Origin of the sequence: Nocardioides sp., from assembly GCF_029937575.1 — a bacterium.
In the GTDB taxonomy this organism is placed as follows: Bacteria; Actinomycetota; Actinomycetes; order Propionibacteriales; family Nocardioidaceae; genus Nocardioides.
The window spans coordinates 20,533-43,798 of record NZ_JAPYPS010000018.1; the positions used below are offsets into that span (position 1 = coordinate 20,533).

23 protein-coding genes and 1 riboswitch are annotated in these 23,266 nt (G+C 70.1%); of the genes, 8 read left to right on the forward strand and 15 right to left on the reverse strand.

All coding sequences use genetic code 11. The features are described 5' to 3' along the window. Positions 1-6: 6 nt before the first annotated feature. From Q1K33_RS08640 to Q1K33_RS08650, 3 genes are read right to left on the reverse strand one after another with little or no spacing between them, the layout of a single operon-like run. Entirely contained in the window at positions 7-801 is a 795-nt protein-coding gene (locus Q1K33_RS08640; RefSeq protein WP_300402782.1) for a maleylpyruvate isomerase family mycothiol-dependent enzyme, read from the reverse strand. Positions 802-810: 9 nt separating this feature from the next. Then, complete coding sequence (locus tag Q1K33_RS08645) at positions 811-1,434, reverse strand: ATP-dependent Clp protease proteolytic subunit (RefSeq protein WP_300402785.1); 624 nt, start codon at positions 1,432-1,434, stop codon at positions 811-813. Then, positions 1,431-2,039 (reverse strand): ATP-dependent Clp protease proteolytic subunit, encoded by a 609-nt coding sequence (locus tag Q1K33_RS08650; protein WP_300402788.1) that lies wholly within the window; start codon positions 2,037-2,039, stop codon positions 1,431-1,433. The genes Q1K33_RS08645 and Q1K33_RS08650 overlap by 4 nt, the downstream gene beginning before the upstream one ends. A 129-nt stretch (positions 2,040-2,168) precedes the next feature. Here Q1K33_RS08650 and map point away from each other — a divergent pair, with 129 nt between their 5' ends. Next, positions 2,169-2,936, forward strand: a complete 768-nt coding sequence (gene map / locus Q1K33_RS08655; protein ID WP_300402791.1) for a type I methionyl aminopeptidase — start codon at positions 2,169-2,171, stop codon at positions 2,934-2,936. A 55-nt stretch (positions 2,937-2,991) separates the two neighbouring features. Next, positions 2,992-6,228, forward strand: a complete 3,237-nt coding sequence (locus Q1K33_RS08660) for a response regulator (RefSeq protein WP_300402792.1) — start codon at positions 2,992-2,994, stop codon at positions 6,226-6,228. A 51-nt stretch (positions 6,229-6,279) separates the two neighbouring features. On the opposite strand, the gene Q1K33_RS08665 is transcribed toward Q1K33_RS08660, so the two are convergent. Next, complete coding sequence (locus Q1K33_RS08665) at positions 6,280-7,521, reverse strand: cytochrome P450 (RefSeq protein ID WP_300402794.1); 1,242 nt, start codon at positions 7,519-7,521, stop codon at positions 6,280-6,282. A gap of 199 nt (positions 7,522-7,720) precedes the next feature. On the opposite strand from Q1K33_RS08665, the gene Q1K33_RS08670 reads away from it, so the two are divergent. Beyond that, positions 7,721-8,884 (forward strand): steroid 3-ketoacyl-CoA thiolase, encoded by a 1,164-nt coding sequence (locus Q1K33_RS08670; protein ID WP_300402796.1) that lies wholly within the window; start codon positions 7,721-7,723, stop codon positions 8,882-8,884. A gap of 92 nt (positions 8,885-8,976) precedes the next feature. On the opposite strand, the gene ribH is transcribed toward Q1K33_RS08670, so the two are convergent. Genes ribH through ribD form a run of 4 tightly spaced genes read right to left on the reverse strand, consistent with a single transcriptional unit; the run spans position 8,977 to position 12,513 of the window. Further along, entirely contained in the window at positions 8,977-9,456 is a 480-nt protein-coding gene (ribH, locus tag Q1K33_RS08675; protein WP_300402798.1) for a 6,7-dimethyl-8-ribityllumazine synthase, read from the reverse strand. Next, on the reverse strand, positions 9,453-10,766 hold the full coding sequence (locus Q1K33_RS08680; RefSeq protein WP_300402800.1) for a bifunctional 3,4-dihydroxy-2-butanone-4-phosphate synthase/GTP cyclohydrolase II: 1,314 nt from the start codon (positions 10,764-10,766) through the stop codon (positions 9,453-9,455). The genes ribH and Q1K33_RS08680 overlap by 4 nt, the downstream gene beginning before the upstream one ends. Next, entirely contained in the window at positions 10,763-11,422 is a 660-nt protein-coding gene (locus Q1K33_RS08685; protein WP_300402802.1) for a riboflavin synthase, read from the reverse strand. Before Q1K33_RS08685 ends, Q1K33_RS08680 begins: the two co-directional genes overlap by 4 nt. Continuing rightward, on the reverse strand, positions 11,422-12,513 hold the full coding sequence (gene ribD, locus Q1K33_RS08690; protein ID WP_300402803.1) for a bifunctional diaminohydroxyphosphoribosylaminopyrimidine deaminase/5-amino-6-(5-phosphoribosylamino)uracil reductase RibD: 1,092 nt from the start codon (positions 12,511-12,513) through the stop codon (positions 11,422-11,424). Before ribD ends, Q1K33_RS08685 begins: the two co-directional genes overlap by 1 nt. Before the next feature lie 108 nt (positions 12,514-12,621). Continuing rightward, a riboswitch (FMN riboswitch) is annotated at positions 12,622-12,751 on the reverse strand. A 434-nt stretch (positions 12,752-13,185) separates the two neighbouring features. On the opposite strand from ribD, the gene Q1K33_RS08695 reads away from it, so the two are divergent. The 4 genes from Q1K33_RS08695 to Q1K33_RS08710 all read left to right on the forward strand — a co-directional run bounded on the left by Q1K33_RS08695 (position 13,186) and on the right by Q1K33_RS08710 (position 16,542). After that, a complete protein-coding gene (locus tag Q1K33_RS08695; RefSeq protein WP_300402918.1) occupies positions 13,186-13,938 on the forward strand; it encodes an amino acid ABC transporter ATP-binding protein in 753 nt (250 codons plus the stop codon). A gap of 48 nt (positions 13,939-13,986) precedes the next feature. Then, on the forward strand, positions 13,987-14,892 hold the full coding sequence (locus Q1K33_RS08700) for a glutamate ABC transporter substrate-binding protein (protein ID WP_300402805.1): 906 nt from the start codon (positions 13,987-13,989) through the stop codon (positions 14,890-14,892). A 97-nt stretch (positions 14,893-14,989) separates the two neighbouring features. Continuing rightward, positions 14,990-15,673: an amino acid ABC transporter permease gene (locus tag Q1K33_RS08705; RefSeq protein WP_300402807.1), complete on the forward strand. Its 684-nt coding sequence runs from the start codon at positions 14,990-14,992 to the stop codon at positions 15,671-15,673. Then, positions 15,673-16,542: an amino acid ABC transporter permease gene (locus Q1K33_RS08710; RefSeq protein WP_300402809.1), complete on the forward strand. Its 870-nt coding sequence runs from the start codon at positions 15,673-15,675 to the stop codon at positions 16,540-16,542. Before Q1K33_RS08705 ends, Q1K33_RS08710 begins: the two co-directional genes overlap by 1 nt. Position 16,543: 1 nt before the next feature. Here the strand turns inward: Q1K33_RS08710 and Q1K33_RS08715 are convergent, their stop codons facing one another. Beyond that, the gene (locus Q1K33_RS08715; protein ID WP_300402812.1) at positions 16,544-17,005 is read right to left on the reverse strand and encodes a maleylpyruvate isomerase N-terminal domain-containing protein; all 462 of its coding nucleotides are present in this window, start codon (positions 17,003-17,005) and stop codon (positions 16,544-16,546) included. Further along, the gene (gene rpe, locus Q1K33_RS08720) at positions 17,002-17,682 is read right to left on the reverse strand and encodes a ribulose-phosphate 3-epimerase (protein ID WP_300402815.1); all 681 of its coding nucleotides are present in this window, start codon (positions 17,680-17,682) and stop codon (positions 17,002-17,004) included. Before rpe ends, Q1K33_RS08715 begins: the two co-directional genes overlap by 4 nt. Positions 17,683-17,898: 216 nt before the next feature. Here rpe and Q1K33_RS08725 point away from each other — a divergent pair, with 216 nt between their 5' ends. After that, positions 17,899-18,852 (forward strand): class II glutamine amidotransferase, encoded by a 954-nt coding sequence (locus Q1K33_RS08725; RefSeq protein ID WP_300402818.1) that lies wholly within the window; start codon positions 17,899-17,901, stop codon positions 18,850-18,852. A gap of 15 nt (positions 18,853-18,867) precedes the next feature. Here Q1K33_RS08725 and Q1K33_RS08730 read toward each other — a convergent pair whose 3' ends face one another. The 5 genes from Q1K33_RS08730 to def are packed head-to-tail and all read right to left on the reverse strand — an operon-like array spanning position 18,868 to position 23,217. Further along, entirely contained in the window at positions 18,868-19,269 is a 402-nt protein-coding gene (locus Q1K33_RS08730; protein WP_300402820.1) for a hypothetical protein, read from the reverse strand. A gap of 17 nt (positions 19,270-19,286) precedes the next feature. Continuing rightward, complete coding sequence (gene ligD / locus Q1K33_RS08735; RefSeq protein WP_300402822.1) at positions 19,287-20,276, reverse strand: non-homologous end-joining DNA ligase; 990 nt, start codon at positions 20,274-20,276, stop codon at positions 19,287-19,289. Between the two features lie 45 nt (positions 20,277-20,321). Next, positions 20,322-21,728, reverse strand: a complete 1,407-nt coding sequence (locus tag Q1K33_RS08740) for a transcription antitermination factor NusB (protein WP_300402824.1) — start codon at positions 21,726-21,728, stop codon at positions 20,322-20,324. After that, on the reverse strand, positions 21,721-22,662 hold the full coding sequence (gene fmt / locus Q1K33_RS08745; protein WP_300402827.1) for a methionyl-tRNA formyltransferase: 942 nt from the start codon (positions 22,660-22,662) through the stop codon (positions 21,721-21,723). The genes Q1K33_RS08740 and fmt overlap by 8 nt, the downstream gene beginning before the upstream one ends. 9 nt (positions 22,663-22,671) lie before the next feature. After that, on the reverse strand, positions 22,672-23,217 hold the full coding sequence (def, locus tag Q1K33_RS08750; protein WP_300402829.1) for a peptide deformylase: 546 nt from the start codon (positions 23,215-23,217) through the stop codon (positions 22,672-22,674). Between the last annotated feature and the right edge of the window lie 49 nt (positions 23,218-23,266).

Here is a 23,266-nt window from a genome sequence, read left to right on the forward strand (position 1 = left end):
CCGGGCTCAGAACCCGGGGAAGACCCGGCGCAGGTCGTCGAGGGTGACGTTGCCGCTCACGCCGACGTCCGCAGGCGTGTACGGCGCGCCAAGACGCCCGCCGAGGAGTCGGACGAACCCCTCGGTCGGCCCGTTCCACGATGCCGTGACCTCGTCGACGTTGTCCGCGCTGTCCCGAGGTGCCAGGCGCACGCCCTCTCCCAGCTCCAGCACGTAGCCGGCGACCTCCAAGCGGGCAGGCTGCGAGAGCTGGTCCGGCTTGCCGAGGAAGCCGAGCAGGAAGCCCATCGAACCGCCCAACAGCTCCAGGAGCAGCTCGGCCGACTCCGCGTCGAGGGGTGCGGAGGGCTCCGCTGCGACATGGACGTCCCACGCGTGCAGGGCGACCTCGTCGAGCCGCATCCCGAGCGCGACCTCCAGCGGGACGGGCTCGGGCAGGAAGCCCAGGTCGATGAGCAGCTCTCCGCGCTGACCGGCGTCGAGCGCCTCGACGGTCTCCACGTACCGGGCGTCGTGCTCGACGTACTGGCTCGCCTGGTCGCGAGGCGACAGCGCGTTCCACCGGTCCCAGATGGGCTGCATGCCTCCCTCGGGTGCCGGGGTGCCGTCGATCGCGGCCAGGATCGGCATGCGCATGATCTCGGCGCCGCTTCCCAGGTGCGAGAGCACGTCGGCCACGCTCCACTCCTGGGCCCCGCTGCGTGCGGCGAGGGTCTCCTCGCTGCTGTGGGCCACGAGCTCGGCCAGTCGGTCGTGCTGGGCGCGCAGGGCCGCGATGGTCCGGTCGACGTGAGTGGTCATGTCCTCACCCTAGATTGCGTGCCCCGAGCCGCTGAGCGACGCAGCCTTGCGGCTGTCGAGGACCGCGTCTGCCACGCCGTACTCCACCGCTTCGGCGGCCGTGAGGACGAGGTCCCGGTCGGTGTCGGCCCGCAGCTGCTGGATGCTACGTCCCGTGTGCTCGCTGAGCAGCGCCTCCATCGCTCCGCGGAGTCGGACGATCTCCTTGGCCTGGACGGCCAGGTCCGGCAGCGTGCCCCGGCCACCACCTGAAGGCTGATCGAGCATGACTCGGGCATGTCGCAGCAGGGTGCGGCTGCCGGGCTCGCCGGCCGCCAGGAGCAGCGCCGACGAGGAGCCCACCTGGCCGACACACGTGGTGGCCACCGCGGAGCGGATGAACTGCAGGGTGTCGTAGATCGCCAGCACCGCGGTGACCGAGCCGCCGGGCGAGTTGAGGTAGAGGCTGATGGGCGAGTCGGGGTGCTCCGACTCCAGGTGCAGCAGCTGGGCGATGACGACGTTGGCCACCCCGTCGTCGATCTCGGTGCCGATGTAGACGATGCGATCGCTCAGGAGGCGGCTGTAGATGTCGACCGCACGCTCACCGCGCACCGTGCGCTCGACGACGCTGGGAATGGTGTAGCTGCTCATCGACTCGCTCCGCTCGCCGGCCCGAAGGAGGGGCCGGGGCGCCGGGGAACCACCGCCGCGACCTGATCCAGCACGGCGTCGACGAAGCCGTAGTCCACCGCCTCGGCGGCGGTGAACCACCGATCGCGCAGCGCGTCACGCTCCACCCGCTCGACCGGCTGACCGGTGTGCTCGGCGGTGATCTGCATCATCACGTTCTTCATGTGCTCGAGGTTCTCGGCCTGGATCTCGATGTCGACCGCGCTGCCACCGATCCCGGCAGAACCCTGGTGGAGCAGGATCCGACTGTTGGGCAGCGCGAAGCGCTTGTCCGGGGTGCCTGCGGTCAGGAGGAACTGCCCCATGCTGGCCGCCAGACCCATCGCCAGGGTGCTGACGTCGTTGGGGATGAGCCGCATCGTGTCGTAGATCGCGAGCCCGGCCGAGACGGACCCGCCCGGGGAGTTGATGTAAAGGCTGATGTCGCGGCCGGGATCCTCGGCCGAGAGCAGGAGGAGCTGAGCGCAGATGGTGTTGGCGATGTCGTCGTCGACCTGCTGACCGAGCACGATGATGCGCTGGTGCAGGAGACGGTCGGAGGCCGAGAGGCCGGATGTCTGGGTCATGGCTCCAGGCTCCGTCGTACGACGTCGATCCCCCAGCGATTCTGCCGGAGGCGGATCCGCTCCGGGCGGAACCGCCACGACCGGCGGCGCCCTCGGAGGCTCTGCCCGCCGTGACCTAGGCTCGACCGCGTGATCGAGCTCCGTACCCCTGCCCAGATCGAGGAGATGCGCCCCGCCGGGCGCTTCGTCGCCTCGGTGATCGACGCCCTCGCCGCCAAGGCCGACGTGGGCGTCAACCTGCTCGAGCTCGACGCGCTCGCCGCCGACATGATCGCCCGGGCCGGCGCGACGTCCTGCTACGTCGACTACCACCCGTCCTTCGGCGCATCGCCCTTCGGCAAGGTGCTGTGCACCTCGGTCAACGACGCGGTGCTGCACGGACTCCCCCACGACTACGCCCTGAAGGACGGCGACCTGGTCTCGGTCGACTTCGCGGTCGCCGTGGACGGCTGGGTCGCCGACTCCGCCTACTCCCTGGTCGTGGGCACGCCCCGCCGTGAGGACCTGGAGCTGATCGAGGTGACCCGCAAGGCTCTCGACGACGCGATCGCGGCTGCTCAACCAGGCAACCGGATGGGCGACATCTCGGCGGCCATCGGGAAGGTCGCACGCAGCGCCGGCCTGGGGGTCAACCTGCAGTTCGGTGGCCACGGCGTCGGCCGCACGATGCACGGCGAGCCGCACGTCCCCAACGACGGCCGACCCGGCCGTGGCTACAAGCTCGAGCCCGGCCTGGTCATCGCCATCGAGCCGTGGTTCATGCACACCACCGACAGGATCTACACCGACCCTGACGGGTGGACGTTGCGCAGCGAGGACGGATCGCGCGGTGCCCACATGGAGCACACCATCGCGATCACCCAGGACGGCCCGCTCGTGCTCACCGAACGCGAGTGACGACCCGCATCGTCGGATGACGACAGCAGGCCAGGTCGTCTGAGACGGTATGCCGGTGCACCCCACAGAGCACGGCGACGAAGACGACGGCGACCGCAGCCTCGGCGACCGGATCCTGAGCGCAGTCCCCGACGGGTTGTGGATGCTGGACGACGAGGGGCGCACCACCTTCGCCAACGCCACGATGGGCGCGCTGCTCGGTCGCGACGACGAGGAGATGGCGTCCACGTCGGTCTTCGACGTGCTCGACGAGCAGGGCGGCGCACAGTTCCGCGGTCACCTCGCCGGACGCGACAGCGAGGCCCCCGGTCACGACCTGGAGTGCCTGGTCCATCGCCGTGACGGTTCGTCGTTCTGGGCGCTGGTCAGTCATGCTCGGGTGCTCGACGACGACGGCACCTGCCGGGGCTGGCTGTACCGGGTCCGGGATGACACGGACCACCGGGCGCTCTACGACGAACTGTCCCAGCGTGAGCAGCAGCTGGCCGAGGCGCAGTCGATCGCCGGGGTCGGCAGCTGGGAGCGCCTCGCCACCGGGCCGGTGTCCTGGTCGGCTGAGGCCTACCGGATCTGCCGGGTCACCCCGGAGAGCTTCGACCCGTCGCGTGACGCCTTCTTCGAGCTGCTGCACCCGGAGGACCGAGAGTCGCTCCTTCCCCACTACCAGCGCATGATCCGGGGTGGAGGTGCCCTGGACGTCGAGTGCCGGCTGCGCCCCGACGGAGACAGCGAGACGTGGTTGCGCGTCCGCGGTGTCGCCCTGCACGAACCCGACGGCACGCTGGTCCGGGTCGGGGGCACCCTCCAGGACATCACCGCGGCCAAGAACTACCAACGCGGTCTCGAGTTCCTCAGCGCCATGGCGGGCGTGGCGAACGAGTCGAGCACCTTGCAGGAGGTGCTGACCGCGTCGGACAGTCAGGTCCGCCCTTACGCACGCTGGCCCGCGGTGCTCGTCGCGGTGCCGGCCTCCCCGCTTCCGGGCGCCGAGCTGGTCCACATCGACATCGAGTGGTCCGCCGCGTCACCCACGACCCGGGACCTCGCCCGCACCCTGGCCGTCGAGGCGGTGGCCCACGGAGGGATGGTGCACCGTGCGGTCCGCCACGAGGATCACCTCGTCGCGGGTCCGGTCCTCGTCGGCGAGCGCCTGGCCTGCGTCCTGGTCTCGGGCACCGGCGCGCGAGAGGCACCGCAGCCGACCGACCTGGCCATCTTCGAGCAGACCCTGACCTTGCTCGCGCAGGTGGCCGAGCGTGAGTGGGCCGCCGAGGCCCTGGCCACCGCGCGGGACGAGGCACTCTCGGCCTCGCGGGCGAAGTCGGAGTTTCTTGCGACGATGAGTCACGAGATCCGCACCCCGCTGAACGGTGTGATCGGTCTCAGCGAGCTGCTCCGTCGTACCGACCTGACAGCTCACCAGCAGCGCCTGGCCGACGGGGTCGACCAGGCCGGGCGCACCCTGCTGGCCCTGGTCAACGACATCCTCGACCTCTCCAAGATCGAAGCCGGGCGGCTCGACCTCGAGGAGGTCGACTTCGATCCTCGAGCCATCGTGGAGCAGAGTGCGGGGCTGGTCGCCGACCGCGCCCGGGAGAAGGGCCTGGAGCTTGTCGTCTCCAGCGCAGCCGACCTACCCACCCTGGTCCGCGGGGATCCGGTGCGCTTTGGCCAGGTCATCACCAACCTGGCGTCCAACGCCGTGAAGTTCACCGCCCGGGGCGAGGTCGTCATCCGCGCCGAGCACGTCGGGCACCGGGTCCGGGTCTCCGTTCGTGACACCGGCGTCGGCATCGCGCCCGAGGCGCAGGACGGGCTGTTCGAGGCCTTCACCCAGGCCGACAGCTCCACGACTCGGGAGTACGGCGGCACGGGGCTCGGGCTGGCCATCAGCAAGCGCATCGTCACCGCGATGAAGGGGGAGATCGGGGTGCAGAGCGCGGCCGAGCTCGGCAGCACGTTCTGGTTCACCGCGACGTTTGCCGCGGCACTCGGCGAGCACCACTCCCAGCGCGATGCGCTGCGCGAGAGCGCGGTCGCGGGGCTGCGGGTGCTGGTCGTCGACGACAACGCGACCAACCGGTTCATCCTCACCGAGCAGCTCTCCGGGTGGGCGGTCGAGGTCTCCGCCGTCGCCTCGGCCTACGAGGCGCTCGTCGAGCTCGACGCGGCGGCGCGGACCGGGTCGCCGTACGAGATCGTGCTGCTGGACTACATGATGCCGGGCGCCGACGGGGAGCAGCTGGCACGGATCGTGCGGGCGGAGTCACGCCACGACGACACCCGCCTCGTGCTCCTCTCCTCGTCGACCGAGCCGACCGACGGCTGGTTGGTGGATGCCGGCATCGACGACTACCTCGCCAAGCCGGTCCTCCCCTCGCGCCTGCTCGACACCCTTGCCGTGCTCGGTGGGCACTGGGAGGCCGCGGCCGAGACCGCCGGGTCCACGGCCCCCGCGCACGCCGTGGACCGCGGCCGCGTGCTGGTCGTGGAGGACAACGCGATCAACCAGCTCGTCGCCGACGGCGTGCTGCGGCGACTGGGATTCACCGTGCAGCTCGCCGACAACGGGGCGGCAGGTGTGGCGGCGGTCGCGGACGACCCCGGCGGCTACACCCTGATCCTGATGGACTGCCAGATGCCGGTGATGGACGGCTTCGACGCCACCCGTGCCGTTCGTGCGATCCAGCGAGACGGGACCCGTACGCCGATCATCGCGATGACCGCGGCGGCCGGCGTCGAGGAGCGCGACCGCTGCCTCGACGCCGGGATGGACGACTTCATGTCGAAGCCGTTCGACGTGCGGCTGCTGACCGAGATGCTGGATCGGTGGGCGCCGGCGATGGCGTCCGCCGACCCGGCCGTGCCCCCGGACGCAGCGGAGCCAGCGGAGCCAGCAGGCCACCGCCTCACGCAGCGGCCCGTCTCCGAGCAGCCCCCCGACCACGCGCGTCTCGCCGAGCTGGTCGACGACGAGGGCATCGATCTCGTCCTCGTGGCGCGCATGGTGGAGCGCTTCGAGGCCTCGGCCACCGATGTCGTCGCCGCACTGACCCGATCCGTCGAGCAGCACTCCGTCGCAGCGGTCGAGCAGCACGCCCACGGGCTCAGGGGCAGCGCCGCCAACCTCGGCCTCCTCGACGTCGCCGCTCGCTGCGGCGCGGTCGAGGAGGCTGCGAGACAGGGTCGTCTGCCCACCCGGGCTGTGCTCGACGCGCTCCGTGAGGCTGTCGCGCACGGTGGCGGGCAGCTCCGCGACTTCGTCGAGTCCCGACGCGCCACTGGTGACTGAGCGCCCGGGAGCCCGCACGGCGCCCGGCCAGCCGCGGGCTCGCCGTACGGCTCAGCCGGTGTAGCTGACCTGAAGATCCTTGATCCCGTTGATCCAGCTGTGCCGCAGCCGGCTCGGCTCGGCGAGCTTGGTGATGTCGGGGGCCAGGTCGGCCAGGGCGTCGAACATCTGCCGGATCTCCTGGCGGGCCAGGTTGGCACCCAGGCAGTAGTGCGCACCGTTGCCCCCGAAGCCGACGTGCGGGTTGACCTCGCGCGTGATGTCGAAGGTGAAGGGATCGGTGAAGACGTCCTCGTCGAAGTTCGCGCTGGAGTAGAACAGCCCGACGCGCTGGCCCTTCTTCACCAGCTGTCCTCCGACCTCGACGTCGTGGTGGGCCGTGCGCTGGAACGAGATCACCGGGGTCGCATAGCGCACGACCTCGTCGATCATGGTCGCCGGGCGTTCCTTCTTCCACAGCTCCCACTGCTCGGGGTGGTCGAGGAAGGCGTTCATGCCATGAGTGATCGCGTTGCGGGTGGTCTCGTTGCCCGCGACGGCGAGGATGATCACGAAGAACCCGAACTCGTCGTCCGTCAGTCCCCGCCCGCTCTCGCCGGCGTTGACGAGCTTGGTCACGATGTCGTCGAGCGGCGTCGCCTTGCGCTCGGCGGCCATCGTCATCGCGTAGCCCAGGATCTCCGCCGAGGCGACCGCCGGGTCTCCGCCCACGTCGGGGTCGTCCGAGGCCAGCATCTGGTTGGACCACTCGAAGAGCTTGAAGCGGTCCTCCTGCGGTACGCCGAGCAGCTCGGCGATGGCCTGCAGCGGCAGCTCGGCGGCCACCTGCTCCACGAAGTTGCCGGAGCCCTTGGCCACGGCGTCGCCCACGATCTGGCGCGCGCGCTGCGTCATGATCTCGTCCAGGGCATTGATCGAGCGCGGCGTGAAGCCGCGGCTGACGATCTGACGCATCGCCGTGTGGTCCGGCGGGTCCTGGTTGATGATCATCACGCGCTGCAGCTCTACCTGCTCGCGCTCCATGCCCTCGCCGAAGCGGATGATCGCGCCGTTCTCGTGCGTGCCGAAGTTCTTGGAGTCCTTGGAGACCGCGAGCACGTCAGCGTGCTTGGTGATCGCCCAGTAGCCGGTGCCGGACTCCTCTGCGAAACCAGCCCGGTCATCCTCGGCCTGCTCCACCCAGTGCACCGGTGAGTTCTCCCGCAGGGTCTTGAACTCCGCGTGCGGGATCCGTACGTGGTTGACGTCCGGGAGGACGAAGTCGAATCCGGCCGGCAGCAGGTCTGCGGTCACTGGTGATCTCCCTCTGGTGCTTCTCGAACAGGACGGATCGTGCGCGACTTTCTGCAACACGTTCTAGTGCGAGATTACATACTTTCGGTACGACACGAAAGCCTTTCGTTAACCTTTCTGAGACCTCGCTCACACGAGAACCCGCCCGGCAGCGACCTCAGGCCTTGTCGGGAACGAGAACACGTTCTACTTTTAGCGCATGGGTACTCCTGTGATCATCGACGCGGTCCGCACTCCCCTCGGCAAGCGCAACGGGTGGCTGGCCGGCCTGCACCCCGCCGTACTCCTGGGCCTGGCGCAGCGCGAGGTGATCGAACGCGCCGGCATCGACCCGGAGCTCGTCGAGCAGGTCGTCGGAGGTTGCGTCACGCAGGCCGGCGAGCAGTCCAACGGCATGGTCCGACGCGCCTGGCTGCACGCGGGCCTGCCCCAGCACACCGGGGCGACGGTCGTCGACGCCCAGTGCGGTTCGGGACAGCAGTCGGCGCACCTGGTCCACGACATGATCGCGGCCGGCACGATCGACGTCGGCATCGCCTGCGGGATCGAGTCGATGTCCCGGATCCCGTTGGGCGGGAACGTGCCCGCCGGACTCGGCGACCCGCGGCCCGACGACTGGACGATCGACATGCCCAACCAGTTCGAGGCTGCCGATCGGATCGCTGCGAACCGCGGCATCACCCGGGCCGACCTCGACGCCTTCGGGCTCGCCTCCCAGCAGAAGGCTCGCACCGCCGTCGACGAGGGCCGCTTCAAGCGCGAGATCGTCGCGATCGACGCGCCGCTCCTGGACGCGGAGGGGAAGAAGACCGGCGAGACCCGCCTCGTCGACACCGACCAGGGCCTGCGCGACACCACCCTCGAAGGCCTGGCCGGACTGCGCTCGGTGCTGCCCGACGGGATGCACACCGCCGGCACGTCGTCCCAGATCTCCGACGGCGCCTCCGCCGTGCTGATCATGGACGAGGACAAGGCGCGGGCGCTGGGACTGACCCCACGGGCGCGGATCGTCAACCACTGCCTGGTCGGATCCGACCCCTACTACCACCTCGACGGGCCCATCCAGGCCACCCAGCGGATCCTCGACCGCACCGGACGCTCGATCTCGGATTTCGACCTCTTCGAGGTCAACGAGGCCTTCGCCGCGGTCGTCCTGTCCTGGGCCGGCCAGCACCAGGTCCCGATGGACAAGGTCAACGTCAACGGCGGGGCGATCGCGATCGGTCACCCCGTGGGATCGACGGGCACCCGGCTGATCACCACGGCCCTGCACGAGTTGGAGCGCCGCGACCAGTCGAGCGCCCTGATCTCCATGTGCGCCGGTGGCGCGATGGCGACCGGGACGGTGCTCGAGCGGGTCTGAGGGTCGGCGGATTGCGCCGTTTGGTCCCAAACGACGTGATCCGCGCCGTGAATCGTGTCGTTTGGGACCAAACGGCGCCCCTCGGGGGCCTGCTACTCGGCGGCGATACGGCCGAGGAGCCGGGCGGTCTCGAGGGCCGCCGCAGTCGCCTCGTAGCCCTTGTCCTCGCTGGACCCGTCGAGACCCGCGCGATCGAGGGCCTGCTCGTCGGTGTCGCAGGTGAGGACTCCGAAGCCGACGGCCACGCGGTGGTCCAGCGCCACCCGTCCCAGTCCGTCGGTCGCGGCCGTGCAGACGTAGTCGAAGTGTGGCGTACCGCCGCGGATGACGACACCGAGCGCGACCACGGCGTCGTAGCCCGCCGCGGCCAAGGCGTCGCAGACCACGGGCAGCTCGAAGGTGCCCGGCACCCGCACGACCTCGGGCGACGAGACGGAGTACGCCGTCAGCGCACGCTCAGCACCGGCCAGCAGTCCGTCCATGACAACGGTGTGCCACGAGGCGGCAACGACCGCGACGCGCAGGTCGCTGCAGTCGACGGGTGCGCTCGCGGGGGCTCCGTGACCACTCATGCCTGAGCCTCACGCTCGACCGCGTCGTGCTGGTGCGACTGCAGTCCCGGCAGCTGGTGGCCCATCCGGTCCCGCTTCGTCAGCAGGTAGGCGAGGTTGTGGTCGTTGGGGTGCGGAGTCAGCGGCACCCGCTCGACGACCGGCACGCCGTACTCATCGAGGTTGGAGACCTTGTCGGGGTTGTTCGTCAGCAGCCGCACGCTCTCCACCTTGAGGTCCTTGAGCACCTGCGTGGCGGTGCCGTAGTGACGCGCGTCGGCCGGGAGCCCGAGGTCGAGGTTCGCGTCGACGGTGTCACGCCCGCCATCCTGCAGCTGGTAGGCCTGCAGCTTGGCGACCAGGCCGATCCCGCGACCCTCGTGGCCGCGCAGGTACACCACGACACCGCTGCCCTCGGCCACGATCCGCTCGAGGGCCTCGTCCAGCTGCGGGCCGCAGTCGCAGCGGCTGCTGCCGAAGACGTCACCCGTCAGGCACTCGGAATGCACCCGCGTCAGGACCGGGTCGTCGACACCGCGCGAGGAGACGTCGCCGTAGACCAGGGCGATGTGCTCGGACCCGTCGGTCGTGATCCGGTACCCGTACGCCGTGAAGTCACCGTGCCGGGTCGGCAGGCGGGTCTCCGCGACGCGATCGACGAGGTTCTCGTTGCGGCGCCGGTAGCGCACCAGGTCCTCGATCGAGATCATCGCCAGGCCGTGCTCGTCGGCGAAGGCGCGCAGCTCTGGCGCGCGCTTCATGGTGCCGTCGTCGTTGACGACCTCGACCAGCACGCCAGCGGGGGTCAGCCCGGCCATCCGCGCGAGGTCGACCGCCGCCTCGGTGTGCCCGCGCCGCACGAGCACGCCACCCTCGCGGTAGCGCAGCGGGAAGACGTGACCGGGACGCGTCAGCTCCCAGGGCTCGGTGGCGGAGTCCGCCAGGACGCGCGCGGTGTGCGCCCGGTCGGCAGCAGAGATGCCGGTCGAGACCCCGTCGCGGGCATCGACCGAGATCGTGTAGGCGGTGCGCAGCTTGTCCTTGTTGTGCGGCGTCATCAGAGGAATCTCGAGCCGGTCCAGCATCCGTGCCGGCATCGGCACGCAGATCACGCCGCTGGAGTGCCGGATGGTGAAGGCCATCAGCTCCGGCGTCGCCTTGCTGGCCGCGAAGATGATGTCGCCCTCGTTCTCGCGTCCTTCGTCGTCGACGACCACGACCGCCTTGCCGGCCGCGATGTCGGCGACGGCACGCTCGACGCTGTCGAGGCGGATGCCGCCGTGCTGCGGTGCCCCGATGGGCCCCTCGGACGGTTCACTCGGCTGGGTCATGATGCTGCTCCTTCTGCAGATCCTGGTGCTGCTGATGTCGCTGGTGGGGTGTCGCCGACCGCGCCCAGACGGGCGGCGAGCAGCTTCTCGACGTGCTTGGCGAGGATGTCGACCTCGAGGTTGACCCGATCACCGGGCTGGCGGTGGCCGAGCGTGGTGCGGGCGAGGGTCTCGGGGATCAGGCTGATGGTGAAGCTGTGCTCCCCCACCTCGACGAGAGTGAGACTTACGCCGTCCACGGTGATCGACCCCTTGTCGACCAGGTAGCGCCCCAGGTCCGCGGGCATCGAGATCTCGACGACCTCCCAGTGCTCGCTCGGCTGGCGTCGTACGACGTGCCCGACGCCGTCGACGTGGCCCTGCACGATGTGACCGCCCAGGCGCTTCTCGGCGGTGACGGCGCGCTCGAGATTGACGCGGTCACCCACGTGCACCTTGTCGAGGGACGTCTTGTCGAGCGACTCCTTCATCACGTCCGCGGTCCAGGTACCGCCCTCGATCGTGACCACGGTGAGGCAGCAGCCGTTGACCGCGATCGAGTCGCCGAGCCCGGTGCCGTCGAGCACGGTGTCGGCGGCGATCGAGAGGCGGATCGCATCGGTGAGGTCGTCGATCGCGGTGATGGTGCCGAGCTCCTCGACGATGCCGGTGAACATCAGGACTCCTTGCTGGCGCTGGGGCTGGGGCTGGTGGTGGGGATCAGGGTGAAACGGACGTTCGGCTCCTCGCCGTCCAGGCCGGGCAGCACGCTCACGTCACGGACCACCGGACGGAACGCGTCGGCGATCGTGGTGATTCCGAGGTCGGCGACCGCACTGCGCCCGGCGCCGAGCAGGAACGGCGCGACGTAGACCACGATCTCGTCGACCAGGCGGGCCTCGAGGAACGCTGCGGCGAGCGTGGCACCGCCCTCGAGGAACACGTGCTGGCGGTCCAGCGCCCACAGCTCGGCCAGTGCTGCTCGAGGGTCGCGGGTGCGCAGGTGCACGCTCGGCGCGCCGCCGGAGAGCACGGGGTCGAAGATCCGCTTGCCGGCCGGCAGGTCCCGCTCCCCCATGACCGCACGCAGGGGCTGGGTCGCGAGCGGCCGGTCGTCGGCGTCGCGGACCGTGAGCTGCGGGTCGTCCACGGCCACCGTGTTGGTGCCGACCAGCATGGTGTCGCACCGGGCACGCAGCCGGTGGGTGTCGAGGCGGGCGGCGCGACCGGAGACCCAGCGCGACGTCCCGTCGGCCGCGGCGCTGCGACCGTCCAGGGTCGCGGCGAACTTCCAGGTCACGAAGGGTCGCTGCTCGCGCTGGGCCAGGCGGTAGACCGCCGCCAGCGCCGTCGCCTCGTCGGCCAGCAGGCCGGCCTCCACCTCGATGCCGGCCGCCTCCAGGCGGGCGCGGCCGCCGGCGGCGACGAGGTTGGCGTCGGACTCGGCGTAGACGACCCGGGCCACCCCGGACGCGATGAGTGCCTCGGTGCAGGGGCCGGTACGGCCGGTGTGGTCGCACGGCTCCAGGGTGACCACCGCCGTCGCACCGCGGGCCGCTGCGCCCGCGGCGAGGAGCGCGGCGGCCTCCGCGTGGGGCGTGCCCGGCCCGCGGTGGTGACCCTCGGCGAGGACACGCCCGTCGGGCGCGAGCAGCACGCACCCCACCCGGCGGGTGTCGGCCACCATCGGGACACCCGGCGTCGCTGCGAGCGCCAGGGCGCGACGCATGGCATCGCGCTCGGCTGCTGCGAGGGCCGTGTGGGTCATGGTCGTACGTCGTCTCCGGTCCGGTCTGCTCACGGACTCCGGGACGACGGTGGACGACGACCCGTGCTGCACGGCCAGGAACCTGGCCGAGGTCGGTCGACGATCCACCTGCGTGCGCTTCCCATCCGGACTTTGACCGTCGGTCCAGGAATCTCACCTGGTCAACCGATCGCTGGCTGCGATCGGGTCGCGGACTTTCACCGCCGGCTCGGAATTGCACCGACCCCAGAGCACGCGAGCTTGATTGCTCGTCTGGGGACAAGACTGCCACACGTGGACCCGGTCATGGGTGTTGTCCACATCACGGCCCTCGGTGATGTCGCAACACCTGGCAACCGGAAGCGGGGTCGGTGCAGCCCACCAGGGTGACCATCCGGCAGCTCGTCCTTCCCGCGCTCCCCGTGCTCGTCGTGACATCGGTGCTCGCCGGCGACGGGGCACCGCGCTCCGCCGGAGCGCGGCAACCAGGCGGTCATCGCGCACGCTGACGAGGTCACGGTTTGGTCGCGATGCATCAATCTCTTCCCGTCGGTGATGGCACTCGAGGTCGTTCCGCGGCTAGGTTCGACGGATGAGCAGCACTGGATCGCCTCGTGACCGTGCCCCCTCGCGAGACCTGACGCGCGTGTCCTGTCCGGTGGTGAGTCCGTGAGCGCGGCTCCTGAGGAGGACATCAGCGCCGGTCGCGGCGAACCGCTCGTCGTCCTCGAGGGCGTCAACAAGTGGTTCGGCGACCTGCACGTCCTGCAGGACATCAACGTCACGGTCAACCGTGGTGAAGTCGTCGTGGTGATCGGACCCTCAGGCTCTGGCAAGTCGACGCTGTGCCGGGCCATCAACCGGCTCGAGACGATCGACCGGGGCGCGATCACCCTCGACGGCAAGCCGTTGCCTCAGGAGGGCAAGGAGCTCGCCAACCTTCGCGCCGAGGTGGGCATGGTCTTCCAGTCCTTCAACTTGTTCGCCCACAAGACGATCCGCGAGAACGTCACCCTCGGACCGATCAAGGTCCGCAAGATGTCCAAGGCGAAGGCCGATGCCAAGGCGGCCGAGCTGCTCGACCGGGTCGGCATCGGTCACCAGGCCGACAAGTACCCCGCCCAGCTCTCGGGTGGTCAGCAGCAGCGTGTGGCCATCGCCCGTGCCCTGGCCATGGAGCCGAAGGTGATGCTCTTCGACGAGCCGACCTCGGCGCTGGACCCGGAGATGATCAAGGAGGTCCTCGACGTCATGGTCGACCTCGCCGAGCAGGGCATGACCATGATCGTGGTGACCCACGAGATGGGCTTCGCCCGTACGGCGGCCGACCGGGTGCTCTTCATGGCCGACGGCGCCGTCGTGGAGGAGAACACCCCCGAGGAGTTCTTCACCAATCCGCAGAGCGAGCGGGCCAAGGACTTCCTCGGCAAGATCCTGAAGCACTGACCCAGGCGCACCACTCGGAGTTCCACCCCCAAGTAAGAGGAGACAGCAATGCGCACGATGAAACTCAGGGCCGCCGCGGCGACCGTCCTGCTGACCGCCCTCTCCGGCACGCTCGCCGCCTGCGGTGACGCCGGCAGCGAGGGCGAGGGTGTCGACGTCCAGGCCGAGGAGGTCGAGGACGGCAAGTTCGAGGAGGGCTCCCGGATGGCCGAGCTGGCCGAGGCCGGGTCGATCACCATCGGCGTGAAGTACGACCAGCCCGGGCTCGGCTTCAAGAGCGCTACCGACGACATCCCGACCGGCTTCGATGTCGAGATCGCCAAGCTGCTGGTCGCCGACCTCGGCATCGACCCCTCCGACACCAGCGCGGTCACCTACGAGGAGACGATCTCCGACAACCGCGAGCCCTATCTCGAGGCCGGCCGCGTGGACCTGGTCCTGGCGTCGTACTCCATCACCGACGACCGCCGACAGGTCGTCGGTCAGACCGGTCCCTACTTCATCACCGGGCAGCAGATCCTCGTCGGTGCCGACAGTGACGTCGAGTCGATCGACGACCTCGTCGGCGAGACCGTGTGCTCGGTGAGCGGCTCGACGTCCCTGCAGAACGTCGAGGACGCCGGGGCCGTCGGCGCTCCTGCCGACACCTACTCGCAGTGTGCCGAGGACGTCCTCAACGGCACCGTCGAGGCGATGACCACCGATGGGTCCATCCTGCTCGGCCTGGCCGCGCAGAACGAGGGTGAGCTCAAGGTCGTGGGTCCGGAGTTCTCCGAGGAGCGCATCGGCGTCGGCTACAGCCAGGACTACCCGGAGATGTGCGAGTGGATCAACGGCGTCCTCACCGAGGCCTACGAGGACGGCTCGTGGGCCGAGGCGTTCGAGGCAACGCTCGGGGGCGACGACGTCGAGACGCCGGAGCCGCCGGCGCTCGACGAGTGCCCCGCTGCCTGACGCATCGACCCGGTCGAGCTGACCGGTTGAGCCACGGGGCCGGGGTGACACCTCGCTGAGGTGTCACCCCGGCACACAACCTCTGAAGGACCCCTCCATGAACGTCGTGCTCGACAACGCCGGCGACATCGCCCTGGCGTTCATCTACACCCTGAGCCTCTTCGTGGTCGCCGGGGTCCTCTCGCTCATCTTCGGCGCACTCCTGGCGGCGGCCCGGGTCGGCCCGGTGGCGGTGCTGCGCAAGGCCGCGGCCGTCTACGTGATGCTCATCCGCAACACGCCACTGCTCATCGTCATCATCTTCTTCCGCTTCGCCGGCCCGAAGATCGGCCTCACGTTCGGCTTCGTGGACATCCGCGTCGCCGACATCCGGCTCAACAACCTCTACGCCGCCTGCGCCGTGGGGCTCATCGTCTACACGAGCTCGTTCGTCTGCGAGGCGCTGCGCTCGGGCATCAACGCAGTGCCGCTCGGTCAGGCCGAGGCCGCTCGCGCGATCGGGCTGCCCTTCGGCGGCGTGATGAGCCAGGTGATCATGCCGCAGGCCATGCGCCACGCCCTGCCGCCACTGGCCAGCGTGCAGATCGCCCTGTTGAAGAACACCACCGTGTGTGGGGCCCTCGGGGTCTTCGAGGCGTTCGCGCGCATGCGGGGGCTCACCAACGACTTCGCCAGCGCGCGCACCGAGATCTTCCTCGCCTTCGCCCTGATCTTCGTCGTCCTCGTCGAGGTGCTCTCCTTCGTCGCCTACCGGCTCGAACGCCGCTGGAGGATCGCCTGATGGCCACCTCGGTACTCTTCGACGCCCCCGGACCCAAGACGGTCGCCCGGCACCGTGCCTACACGATGGCCGCCTACGGCGGCCTCCTGCTCGTCGTGGCGTTCATCGCGTGGCGGCTCCAGCAGACCGGACAGTTCGCCTACGACCTGTGGGAGCCGGTGCTCACGCCCAGCATCATCGAGGTGATCCTCGTCGACGGGCTCCTCAACACCCTCAAGATGGCGTTCAGCGCGATCATCCTGGCCGTCGTGTTCGGCCTCGTGTTCGGGATGGGCAAGCTGTCCGACCACGCCTGGGTGCGCTGGCCCTGCTGGCTCGTGGTCGAGTTCTTCCGAGCCGTGCCGGTGCTGCTCCTGATGGTCTTCATCTTCTACCAGTTCGGCGGTGTCACCAACGGTGACCGCGGCGCCTACTGGAGCGTGGTCGCCGCCCTGACGCTCTACAACGGGTCGGTGCTCGCCGAGGTGTTCCGCGCCGGGCTCAACGCCGTCCCGTCGGGCCAGGCCGAGGCCGCCTACGCCCTGGGCATGCGCAAGTCGCAGGTCATGACGATCGTCCTGCTGCCGCAGGCGGTGAAGATCATGCTGCCCTCGATCATCAGCCAGTGCGTCGTGGCCCTCAAGGACACCAGCCTCGGCTACGCGATCGCAGCCATCGGGCTGTCAACCGTCTCCCGCCTGGTCTACATCGAGTACGGCAACCAGCTCCAGGTGGTGGCCGTGGTGGCGCTTCTCTACATCAGCGTCAACCTGGTCCTCACCGGCATCGCGACCTGGGTCCAGAAGAAGTTCGTCGGGGAGAAGAACCCGATCGACCTCACCCGTGCCGGCAACATGGACGGCGGGCAGAACACCGGCGGAGGGATCTGACCTATCCGTCAGCCGGCCGCGCGTCACGGCCGTAGAGGGCCAGCACGCTGGCCTCGCGCCCGACGTCGGTGGAGACCAGCATCATCTCGAAGGCCCCGTCGACGTAGAGCTGCTCCCCTGCGTCGACCGCGAACGCGAGGAGGAAGTCGAGGGTGGCGTCGTCGAGCTCGCCCGACATCCCCCGGGCGCGAGCGATGTCCCAGGCGTGCAGGATCACCTCGAGCGTCTCCAGGAGCGCGCGAGGCTGCCGGGTCAGGTGCTCCTCGTAGACCGCGAACAGGTCGGCGTCGTCGGAGACGATGCCGTGCGCGGCCAGTACGGCCTCGTGGTTGTCGGCCACGTGGGTGAGCACGTCCGAGATGGTCCAGCCGGGGCAGGACGGCACCGGCAGGAGCAGCTCGGCCGCTCCCAGCTGCGCCGTGGCGGCGCGGAACAGCGCGGCCCCGCGGGAGTAGGCCGTCATCCTCGCTGCTCCTGGACCGCCTCCGCGGCTGTGCGCAGCGCGGTGACCATCGCGTCCGGGTCGTCGGCGTTGTAGACCGCACTACCCGCCACGAAGACGTCGGCGCCGGCCTCGGCGCAGCGCTCGATGGTCTCCAACGAGACCCCGCCGTCGACCTGCAGCCAGGTCTCGACGCCGTGCTTGTCCATCAGCTCCCGCGCCCGGCGGATCTTGGGAAGGCACAGGTCGAGGAACTTCTGTCCTCCGAAGCCGGGCTCCACGGTCATCAGCAGCACCATGTCGAGCTCGGGCAGCAGCGCCTCGTAGGGCTCGATGGGCGTCGCGGGCTTCAGTGCCATGGAGGCGCGGGCACCGGCCGCCCGGATCTCCCGCGCCAGGCGTACCGGCGCCTTGGTCGCCTCCACGTGGAACGTCACCGACCCGCACCCGGCCTCGACGTACGCCGGAGCGTGGACGTCGGCGTCCTCGATCATCAGGTGCGCATCCAGCGGGGTCGACGTGCTGCGGGCGAGCGCCTCGACCATCGCCGGGCCGAAGGTCAGGTTGGGCACGAAGTGGTTGTCCATCACGTCGACGTGCACCCAGTCGGCGCTACCGATCCGCGCGACCTCGGCGCCCAGCGAGGCGAAGTCGGCGTTGAGGATGCTGGGCGTGATCTGGATGTGGGGCGACGGCATGGGGCGAGCGTATCGGCGCCGATCCGGCTCCAGCGCAGCGGTGAACGGCACGGACCCGCGATGGGCCATCCCGGTGGGTGAGGCCGAGCGCCGCGCCGTGGCACGATGCTCGGGGGATGAAGCTCCTCATCGGCCTGATCATCATCGTCGTGCTGGCCTACCTCGGCTACCGCATGTTCTTCGTCAACGCGCGCGGCACCCGGCGGCACTGACGAGATGTGCCGCGTTCTCGCCTACGTCGGACCGGAGCTGCCCCTCGAGAGCCTGCTGCTGACCCCGGACAACAGCCTGATCAACCAGACCCTGGACCCCGAGCTGCACCCGCTCCTCCAGCTTGCGGGGTGGGGATTCGGGGGCTGGAGTGAGCACCTGCTGAAGCCGGAGAAGCCGTTCGTCTACCGGCGGCCGGTCGCGGCCTTCTACGACGACAACGCCGAGGGGATCATCCCGAGCCTGCAGGCCAGCACCCTCCTCGCGCACGTGAGGGCTGCGTCCTACGATGCCGGAGCGGTCCTGGCCGACGAGAACTGCCATCCCTTCTGCTACGAGGGGACCCGCTGGATCTTCGCCCAGAACGGTTCCCTGCCGAGCTGGACCCTCCTGCAGCGAGAGCTGCTGGTGCACTGCAAGGACGAGTACCTGCGGCAGATGCGGGGCACCACCGACACCGAGTTCCTCTACGTCCTGCTGCTGTCCCTGCTGACGGGAGACAGCAACGAGGAGGTCCAGCACGCCTTCGAGCGACTCATGCTGATCATCGTCGAGGCCATGCGGACTCTCGACCTGGTGGGGCTCACCAAGCTCAAGATCGCCCTGGTCTCCCAGGACCGCATCATCGGGGTGAACTGGGGCGCCGGCCACGAGGGAGAGATCGACGTGACCGGGGACTGGCGGGAGCTGCGGAGGTCCGGCCCCGGCACCGACGACCACGCTCTGTCCATGCTGCTCGAGCCCATGTACCTGCTGATGGGACAGAACTTCCACCACCACGAGGGCTCCTACGAGGTCGACGCGTGCGCCGAGGACGAGGCCACGTCGGCCATCTTCGCCAGCGAGGCCCTGACCGAGGACGACACCGACTGGCTGCACCTGCAGTTCGGGGAGATCGTCTTCATCGAGAACGCCGATGGGCGGGCGACCCGAGAGGTGCGCCGTCTCCAGCCTCGGTGAGGATCCCCCGCCGACTCACTGCTCCTCGCGGACGAACTCCACGTCGAGGTCCTCGACCTGGCAGCCCAGCAGCTGCAGGGCACGCACCAGCTGCAGCGCCAACCGGTTGGCCGAGATCAACGGAGTCTGACGGGAGAAGGTCCGGAACTCCTCGGACCACGGCTTCTCCCACCCGCGACCGAGGAGGGTCTCGATCGTCTCCGGCGGCATCTCCCAGTCCCCGCCGAAGGCCTTGGCACCGACGACCTCGCCGATGAGGAAGTCACGCGCCGCCGTGACCTGCACGAAACGCCGCGGCCCGGGCACCACCCGCGTGCCACCGAACAGGCCCTTCCTCACGACCTGCTGCTTGTCCCCGACGACCAGCGAGTCGTCGAGGTCCAGCGCGATGATCGCCGACGTCAGCCTGCGGTTCACGTCGTCCCAGTCACCTCTCATGCCTGCGCTCGGTCCCCTTCCTCCGGTGCGTCGGGCACGGCCGCGCCGTTCGCCTCGTCGCGTTCGGCCCACTCCAGCAGCGGCGCCAGGTCGAAGACGTGAGCGTCGATGTCCTCGTGCAGGTCGCCGACCTCGGCGAACCTCGCCGGCATCGTGGTGATCGTGAAGTCCCCCGGCTCGGCGTCGTCGACCTCGTCCCAGCGCACCGGCGCCGAGACGCGGGCCTCCGGCACCCCCCGCACGGAGTAGGCGGCCGCGATCGTGTGGTCGCGAGCGTTCTGGTTGTAGTCCACGAACAGCTGATGGGGGTCGCGATCCTTGCGCCACCACGTGGTCGTCACGTCGTCGGGCGCGCGCCGCTCGACCTCGCGCGCGAAGGCGAGCGCGGCGCGCCGTACGGCCTTGTGACCGTGGTCGGGCTCGATGCGGACGTAGACGTGCAGCCCGGAGCCCCCGCTGGTCTTGGGAAAGCCCACCGCGCCGAGCTCGTCGAGGAGCTCGCGGGTCACCGCGGCCACCCGTCGCACCTGGGCGTAGTCGGACAGCGGCCCCGGATCGAGGTCGATGCGCCACTCGTCGGGTCTCTCGGGGTCCTCGCGACGGCTGTTCCACGGGTGGAACTCCACCGTCGACATCTGCACGGCCCAGATGACCGCGCCGAGCTCGGTGACGCAGAGCTCGTCGGCGGTCCGGTTCCAGCGCGGGAAGTGCAGCTGCACGGTCTCGACCCACGGGGGCGCACCCTGCGGGAGTCGCTTCTGGTGGACCTTCGGCCCCTCGATGCCCTTGGGGAACCGGTGCAGCATGCAGGGTCGCTCGAAGAGGGCGTTGACGATGCCCGGACCGACTGCCAGGTAGTACTCCACCAGGTCGAGCTTGGTGGCTCCCCCGTCACCGACCGCCGGGAAGTAGACCCGGTCCGGGTTGCTGACGCGCACGACGCGGTCGTCGACCTCGATCTCGATGGACGGGGACTTCGTGGGCACCTGCTCACCGTAGTCGGCCGACGACCGGGGCGAGGTCGACCAGTGCTACTGCTTGCGCAACAACGCCATGAACATCGCGTCGGTGTTGTGCCGGTGGGGCCATAGCTGGAGGGTGCCGGGCAGCCGCCCGGCACAGTCCGGCACGCCGGGCAACAGGCCCGAGGCGTCCTCGAGGACGACGTCGCCGCGCGCGCCCACCACGGCGCTCACCAGGTCGGTCGTCTCCGAGGTGATCGGCGAGCAGGTCGCGTAGAGCACCACTCCCCCGGGGCGAACCAGGTCCAGAGCCGCCCCGAGCAGAGTCCGCTGCAGCAGGACCAGCGGCACCATGTCGCTGGGCTTTCGCCGCCAACGCGCCTCCGGCCGGCGCCGGAGCGCTCCGAGCCCGGAGCACGGAGCGTCGACCAGCACCCGGTCGACGGACCCGGCTGCGAGAGGGGGTGTGCGTCCGTCTGCCGTGACGACGCCGACCGTGCCGGGCGAGCCCCGCAAGGCTCTCCCGACCAGTCGCGCGCGATGCGCCTGCGCCTCGATCGCCAGCAGCGTGGCCTGACGTTCTCCCGCGAGGGCGGCCAGGAGCGCCGCCTTGCCACCGGGTCCGGCGCACAGGTCGACCCACGTGCGGTCGAGACCGTCGACCGGCGCCGCCGCCAGCACCGCGGCCACCAGCTGAGAGCCCTCGTCCTGGACCCCGGCCCGCCCGTCGGCCACCGCCGGGACCTCACCGGGGGCGCCGCCCTCCAGCGTCACGCCGTACGGCGAGTAGGGGGTGGGCGTGCCGGGCAGCTCGTCACGGGTGGATCGCCCCGGACGGGCGACCAGGGTGACCTTGGGCGGGACGTTGTCGGCTGCGAGCAGGGCTTCGAGCTCGGCGGCACCGACGGCTTTGCGCAGCTCGTCGACGATCCAGGCCGGGTGGCTGAAGGCGATCTCGGCGTGACGCTGGGGGTTGCGTTCCCGCGCGGGTGCTACCTGGGCGATCCAGGACTCCAGGTCCTGCGCGGCGACCTTGCGGAGCACCGCGTTGGTGAAGCCCGCCGCGCCCTCGCTGACCGTGGAGCGGACCAGGTCGACGGACGTGCTGATCGCAGCGTGGTCCGGCACCCGCATCGCGAGCAGCTGGTGCGTGCCCAGACGCAGCACGTCGAGGACCTTGGCCTCCACCTTGGACAGCGAGCGGTCGATGCAGGCCCCGAGAACGGCGTCGTAGGTGCCACGCCAACGGATGGAGCCCGAGGCGAGCTCGGTGACGAAGGCGGCGTCGCGCGGGCTCAGCGCGAAGTGACTCACGACGGCGGGCAGCACCAGGTTGGTGTAGGCGTCGTCGACACGCACGGTCTTGAGTACCTGGAGCGCCGCGAGGCGCGCGACGTCGACGTCGGTGCGCCGCGGGCCACGGCTCGCCTGTCCGGCGCGCCCGCCTCGGGGACTGCGACGCGGCTGGTCAGCCATCGGCGCCCAGGACGAGTCCGGACTCCAACCGCGCCCCGCGCGCCCAGTCGGCCACGTCCATCTGCTTCTTGCCGAACGGCTTGACCTCGCCGAGCCGTACGGCGTACGAGCCCGTGCCGATCAGCACCTGCTTCTTGCCGACCGCCAGCTCACCGGGCGGCAGTCGTAGCCCGTCGGCGGGGTCGGTCAACGTGACCGGACCGATCTTGATGCGCTCACCCTCGTGCGTCGACCACGCACCCGGCGCCGGCGTGCAGGCGCGGATCCGCCGGTCCACCGCAGCGGCCGGCTCGGTCCAGTCGACGTGGGCGTCCTCGACGAGGATCTTCGGCGCGAGGCTGACGCCGTCGGTCGGTTGGTCGAGGGCGGCGATCTCACCCTTCTCGAGTCCGTCAAGCGTGGCGACGAGGAGTCCGGCGCCTCCCTCGGCCAGGCGGGTGAGCAGGTCACCCGCCGTGTCGGTGGGTCGGATCCGCTCGGTCATCACCCCGAACGTGGGCCCGGCATCCATGGCCTTCACGATCCGGAAGGTCGTCGCACCGGTGACCTCGTCACCGGCCCAGATGGCGTGCTGGACAGGTGCGGCACCTCGCCAGGCGGGCAGGCAGGAGAAGTGCAGGTTCACCCAGCCGAGCGGCACGATGTCGAGTGCCGACTGCGGAAGCAGCGCGCCGTAGGCGACCACGGGACAGCAGTCCGGCTCGAGGGCCCGCAGTGCGGCCTGGAAATCGGGGTCGCGCGGGTGCTCGGGCTTGAGCACCTCGATGCCGAGCTCCGCGGCGCGCTGGGCGACCGGACTGGCGACCAGCTTGCGGCCACGACCGGAGGGGGCGTCCGGGCGGGTGACGACGCCCACCAGGTCGTGGTCGGAGGCGTGGATCGCCTCGAGGGCGGGCACGGCCACCTCGGGGGTGCCGGCGAAGACCAGTCTCATCGGTACCTCTCAGAGCCCCAGACCACGGGTGGCGTGCGGGCTGACCTTGACGGTGGGACGCTCCAGCCCGAACCACTCCGACTCACGGATCTCCCGCATGGCCAGCTTGCGGGCTGCGGCGTCGAGTCGGTCGATGAAGAGCACGCCGTCGAGGTGGTCTGTCTCGTGCTGGATCGCCCGGGCCAACAGCTCGGTGCCCTCGATGGTGACGGGTTCGCCGTGCATCGACCAGCCACGGGCGACCACGGACAGCGCACGGGTGCAGTCGAACGTGAGGTCGGGCAGCGACAGGCACCCCTCCGGCCCGTCCTGCAGCTCGCTGGACAGCGTGAGGTCGGGGTTGACCAGGTGACCGACCTCGCCGTCGACGTTCCAGGTGAAGACACGCAGCCCGACCCCGATCTGCGGCGCCGCGAGACCCGCACCCGGAGCCTCGAGCATCGTGTCGGTGAGATCGGCGACGAGCATGCGGAGCTCCTTGTCGAAGTCCACGACCTCCTGGGCCCTGGACCGCAGCACCGGGTCCCCGAAGAGGCGGATCGGCTGGATGGCCACGGAGCTCCTTGCAGGATGGGGTCAGGCGCCGTGTCTGCCCGGGACAGCG

What these genes read in the sequence shown, in the direction of transcription:
- Q1K33_RS08710 (WP_300402809.1), top strand. Translation starts at nt 15,673, where the DNA reads ATGGCCACCTCGGTACTCTTCGACGCCCCCGGACCCAAGACGGTCGCC.
- ribD (WP_300402803.1), bottom strand. Translation starts at nt 12,513, where the DNA reads ATGACCCACACGGCCCTCGCAGCAGCCGAGCGCGATGCCATGCGTCGC.
- rpe (WP_300402815.1), bottom strand. Translation starts at nt 17,682, where the DNA reads ATGCCGTCGCCCCACATCCAGATCACGCCCAGCATCCTCAACGCCGAC.
- Q1K33_RS08685 (WP_300402802.1), bottom strand. Translation starts at nt 11,422, where the DNA reads ATGTTCACCGGCATCGTCGAGGAGCTCGGCACCATCACCGCGATCGAC.
- Q1K33_RS08725 (WP_300402818.1), top strand. Translation starts at nt 17,899, where the DNA reads ATGTGCCGCGTTCTCGCCTACGTCGGACCGGAGCTGCCCCTCGAGAGC.
- Q1K33_RS08640 (WP_300402782.1), bottom strand. Translation starts at nt 801, where the DNA reads ATGACCACTCACGTCGACCGGACCATCGCGGCCCTGCGCGCCCAGCAC.
- Q1K33_RS08715 (WP_300402812.1), bottom strand. Translation starts at nt 17,005, where the DNA reads ATGACGGCCTACTCCCGCGGGGCCGCGCTGTTCCGCGCCGCCACGGCG.
- Q1K33_RS08650 (WP_300402788.1), bottom strand. Translation starts at nt 2,039, where the DNA reads ATGACCCAGACATCCGGCCTCTCGGCCTCCGACCGTCTCCTGCACCAG.
- Q1K33_RS08670 (WP_300402796.1), top strand. Translation starts at nt 7,721, where the DNA reads ATGGGTACTCCTGTGATCATCGACGCGGTCCGCACTCCCCTCGGCAAG.
- ribH (WP_300402798.1), bottom strand. Translation starts at nt 9,456, where the DNA reads ATGAGTGGTCACGGAGCCCCCGCGAGCGCACCCGTCGACTGCAGCGAC.
- Q1K33_RS08705 (WP_300402807.1), top strand. Translation starts at nt 14,990, where the DNA reads ATGAACGTCGTGCTCGACAACGCCGGCGACATCGCCCTGGCGTTCATC.
- Q1K33_RS08700 (WP_300402805.1), top strand. Translation starts at nt 13,987, where the DNA reads ATGCGCACGATGAAACTCAGGGCCGCCGCGGCGACCGTCCTGCTGACC.
- Q1K33_RS08680 (WP_300402800.1), bottom strand. Translation starts at nt 10,766, where the DNA reads ATGACCCAGCCGAGTGAACCGTCCGAGGGGCCCATCGGGGCACCGCAG.
- Q1K33_RS08645 (WP_300402785.1), bottom strand. Translation starts at nt 1,434, where the DNA reads ATGAGCAGCTACACCATTCCCAGCGTCGTCGAGCGCACGGTGCGCGGT.
- Q1K33_RS08740 (WP_300402824.1), bottom strand. Translation starts at nt 21,728, where the DNA reads ATGGCTGACCAGCCGCGTCGCAGTCCCCGAGGCGGGCGCGCCGGACAG.
- fmt (WP_300402827.1), bottom strand. Translation starts at nt 22,662, where the DNA reads ATGAGACTGGTCTTCGCCGGCACCCCCGAGGTGGCCGTGCCCGCCCTC.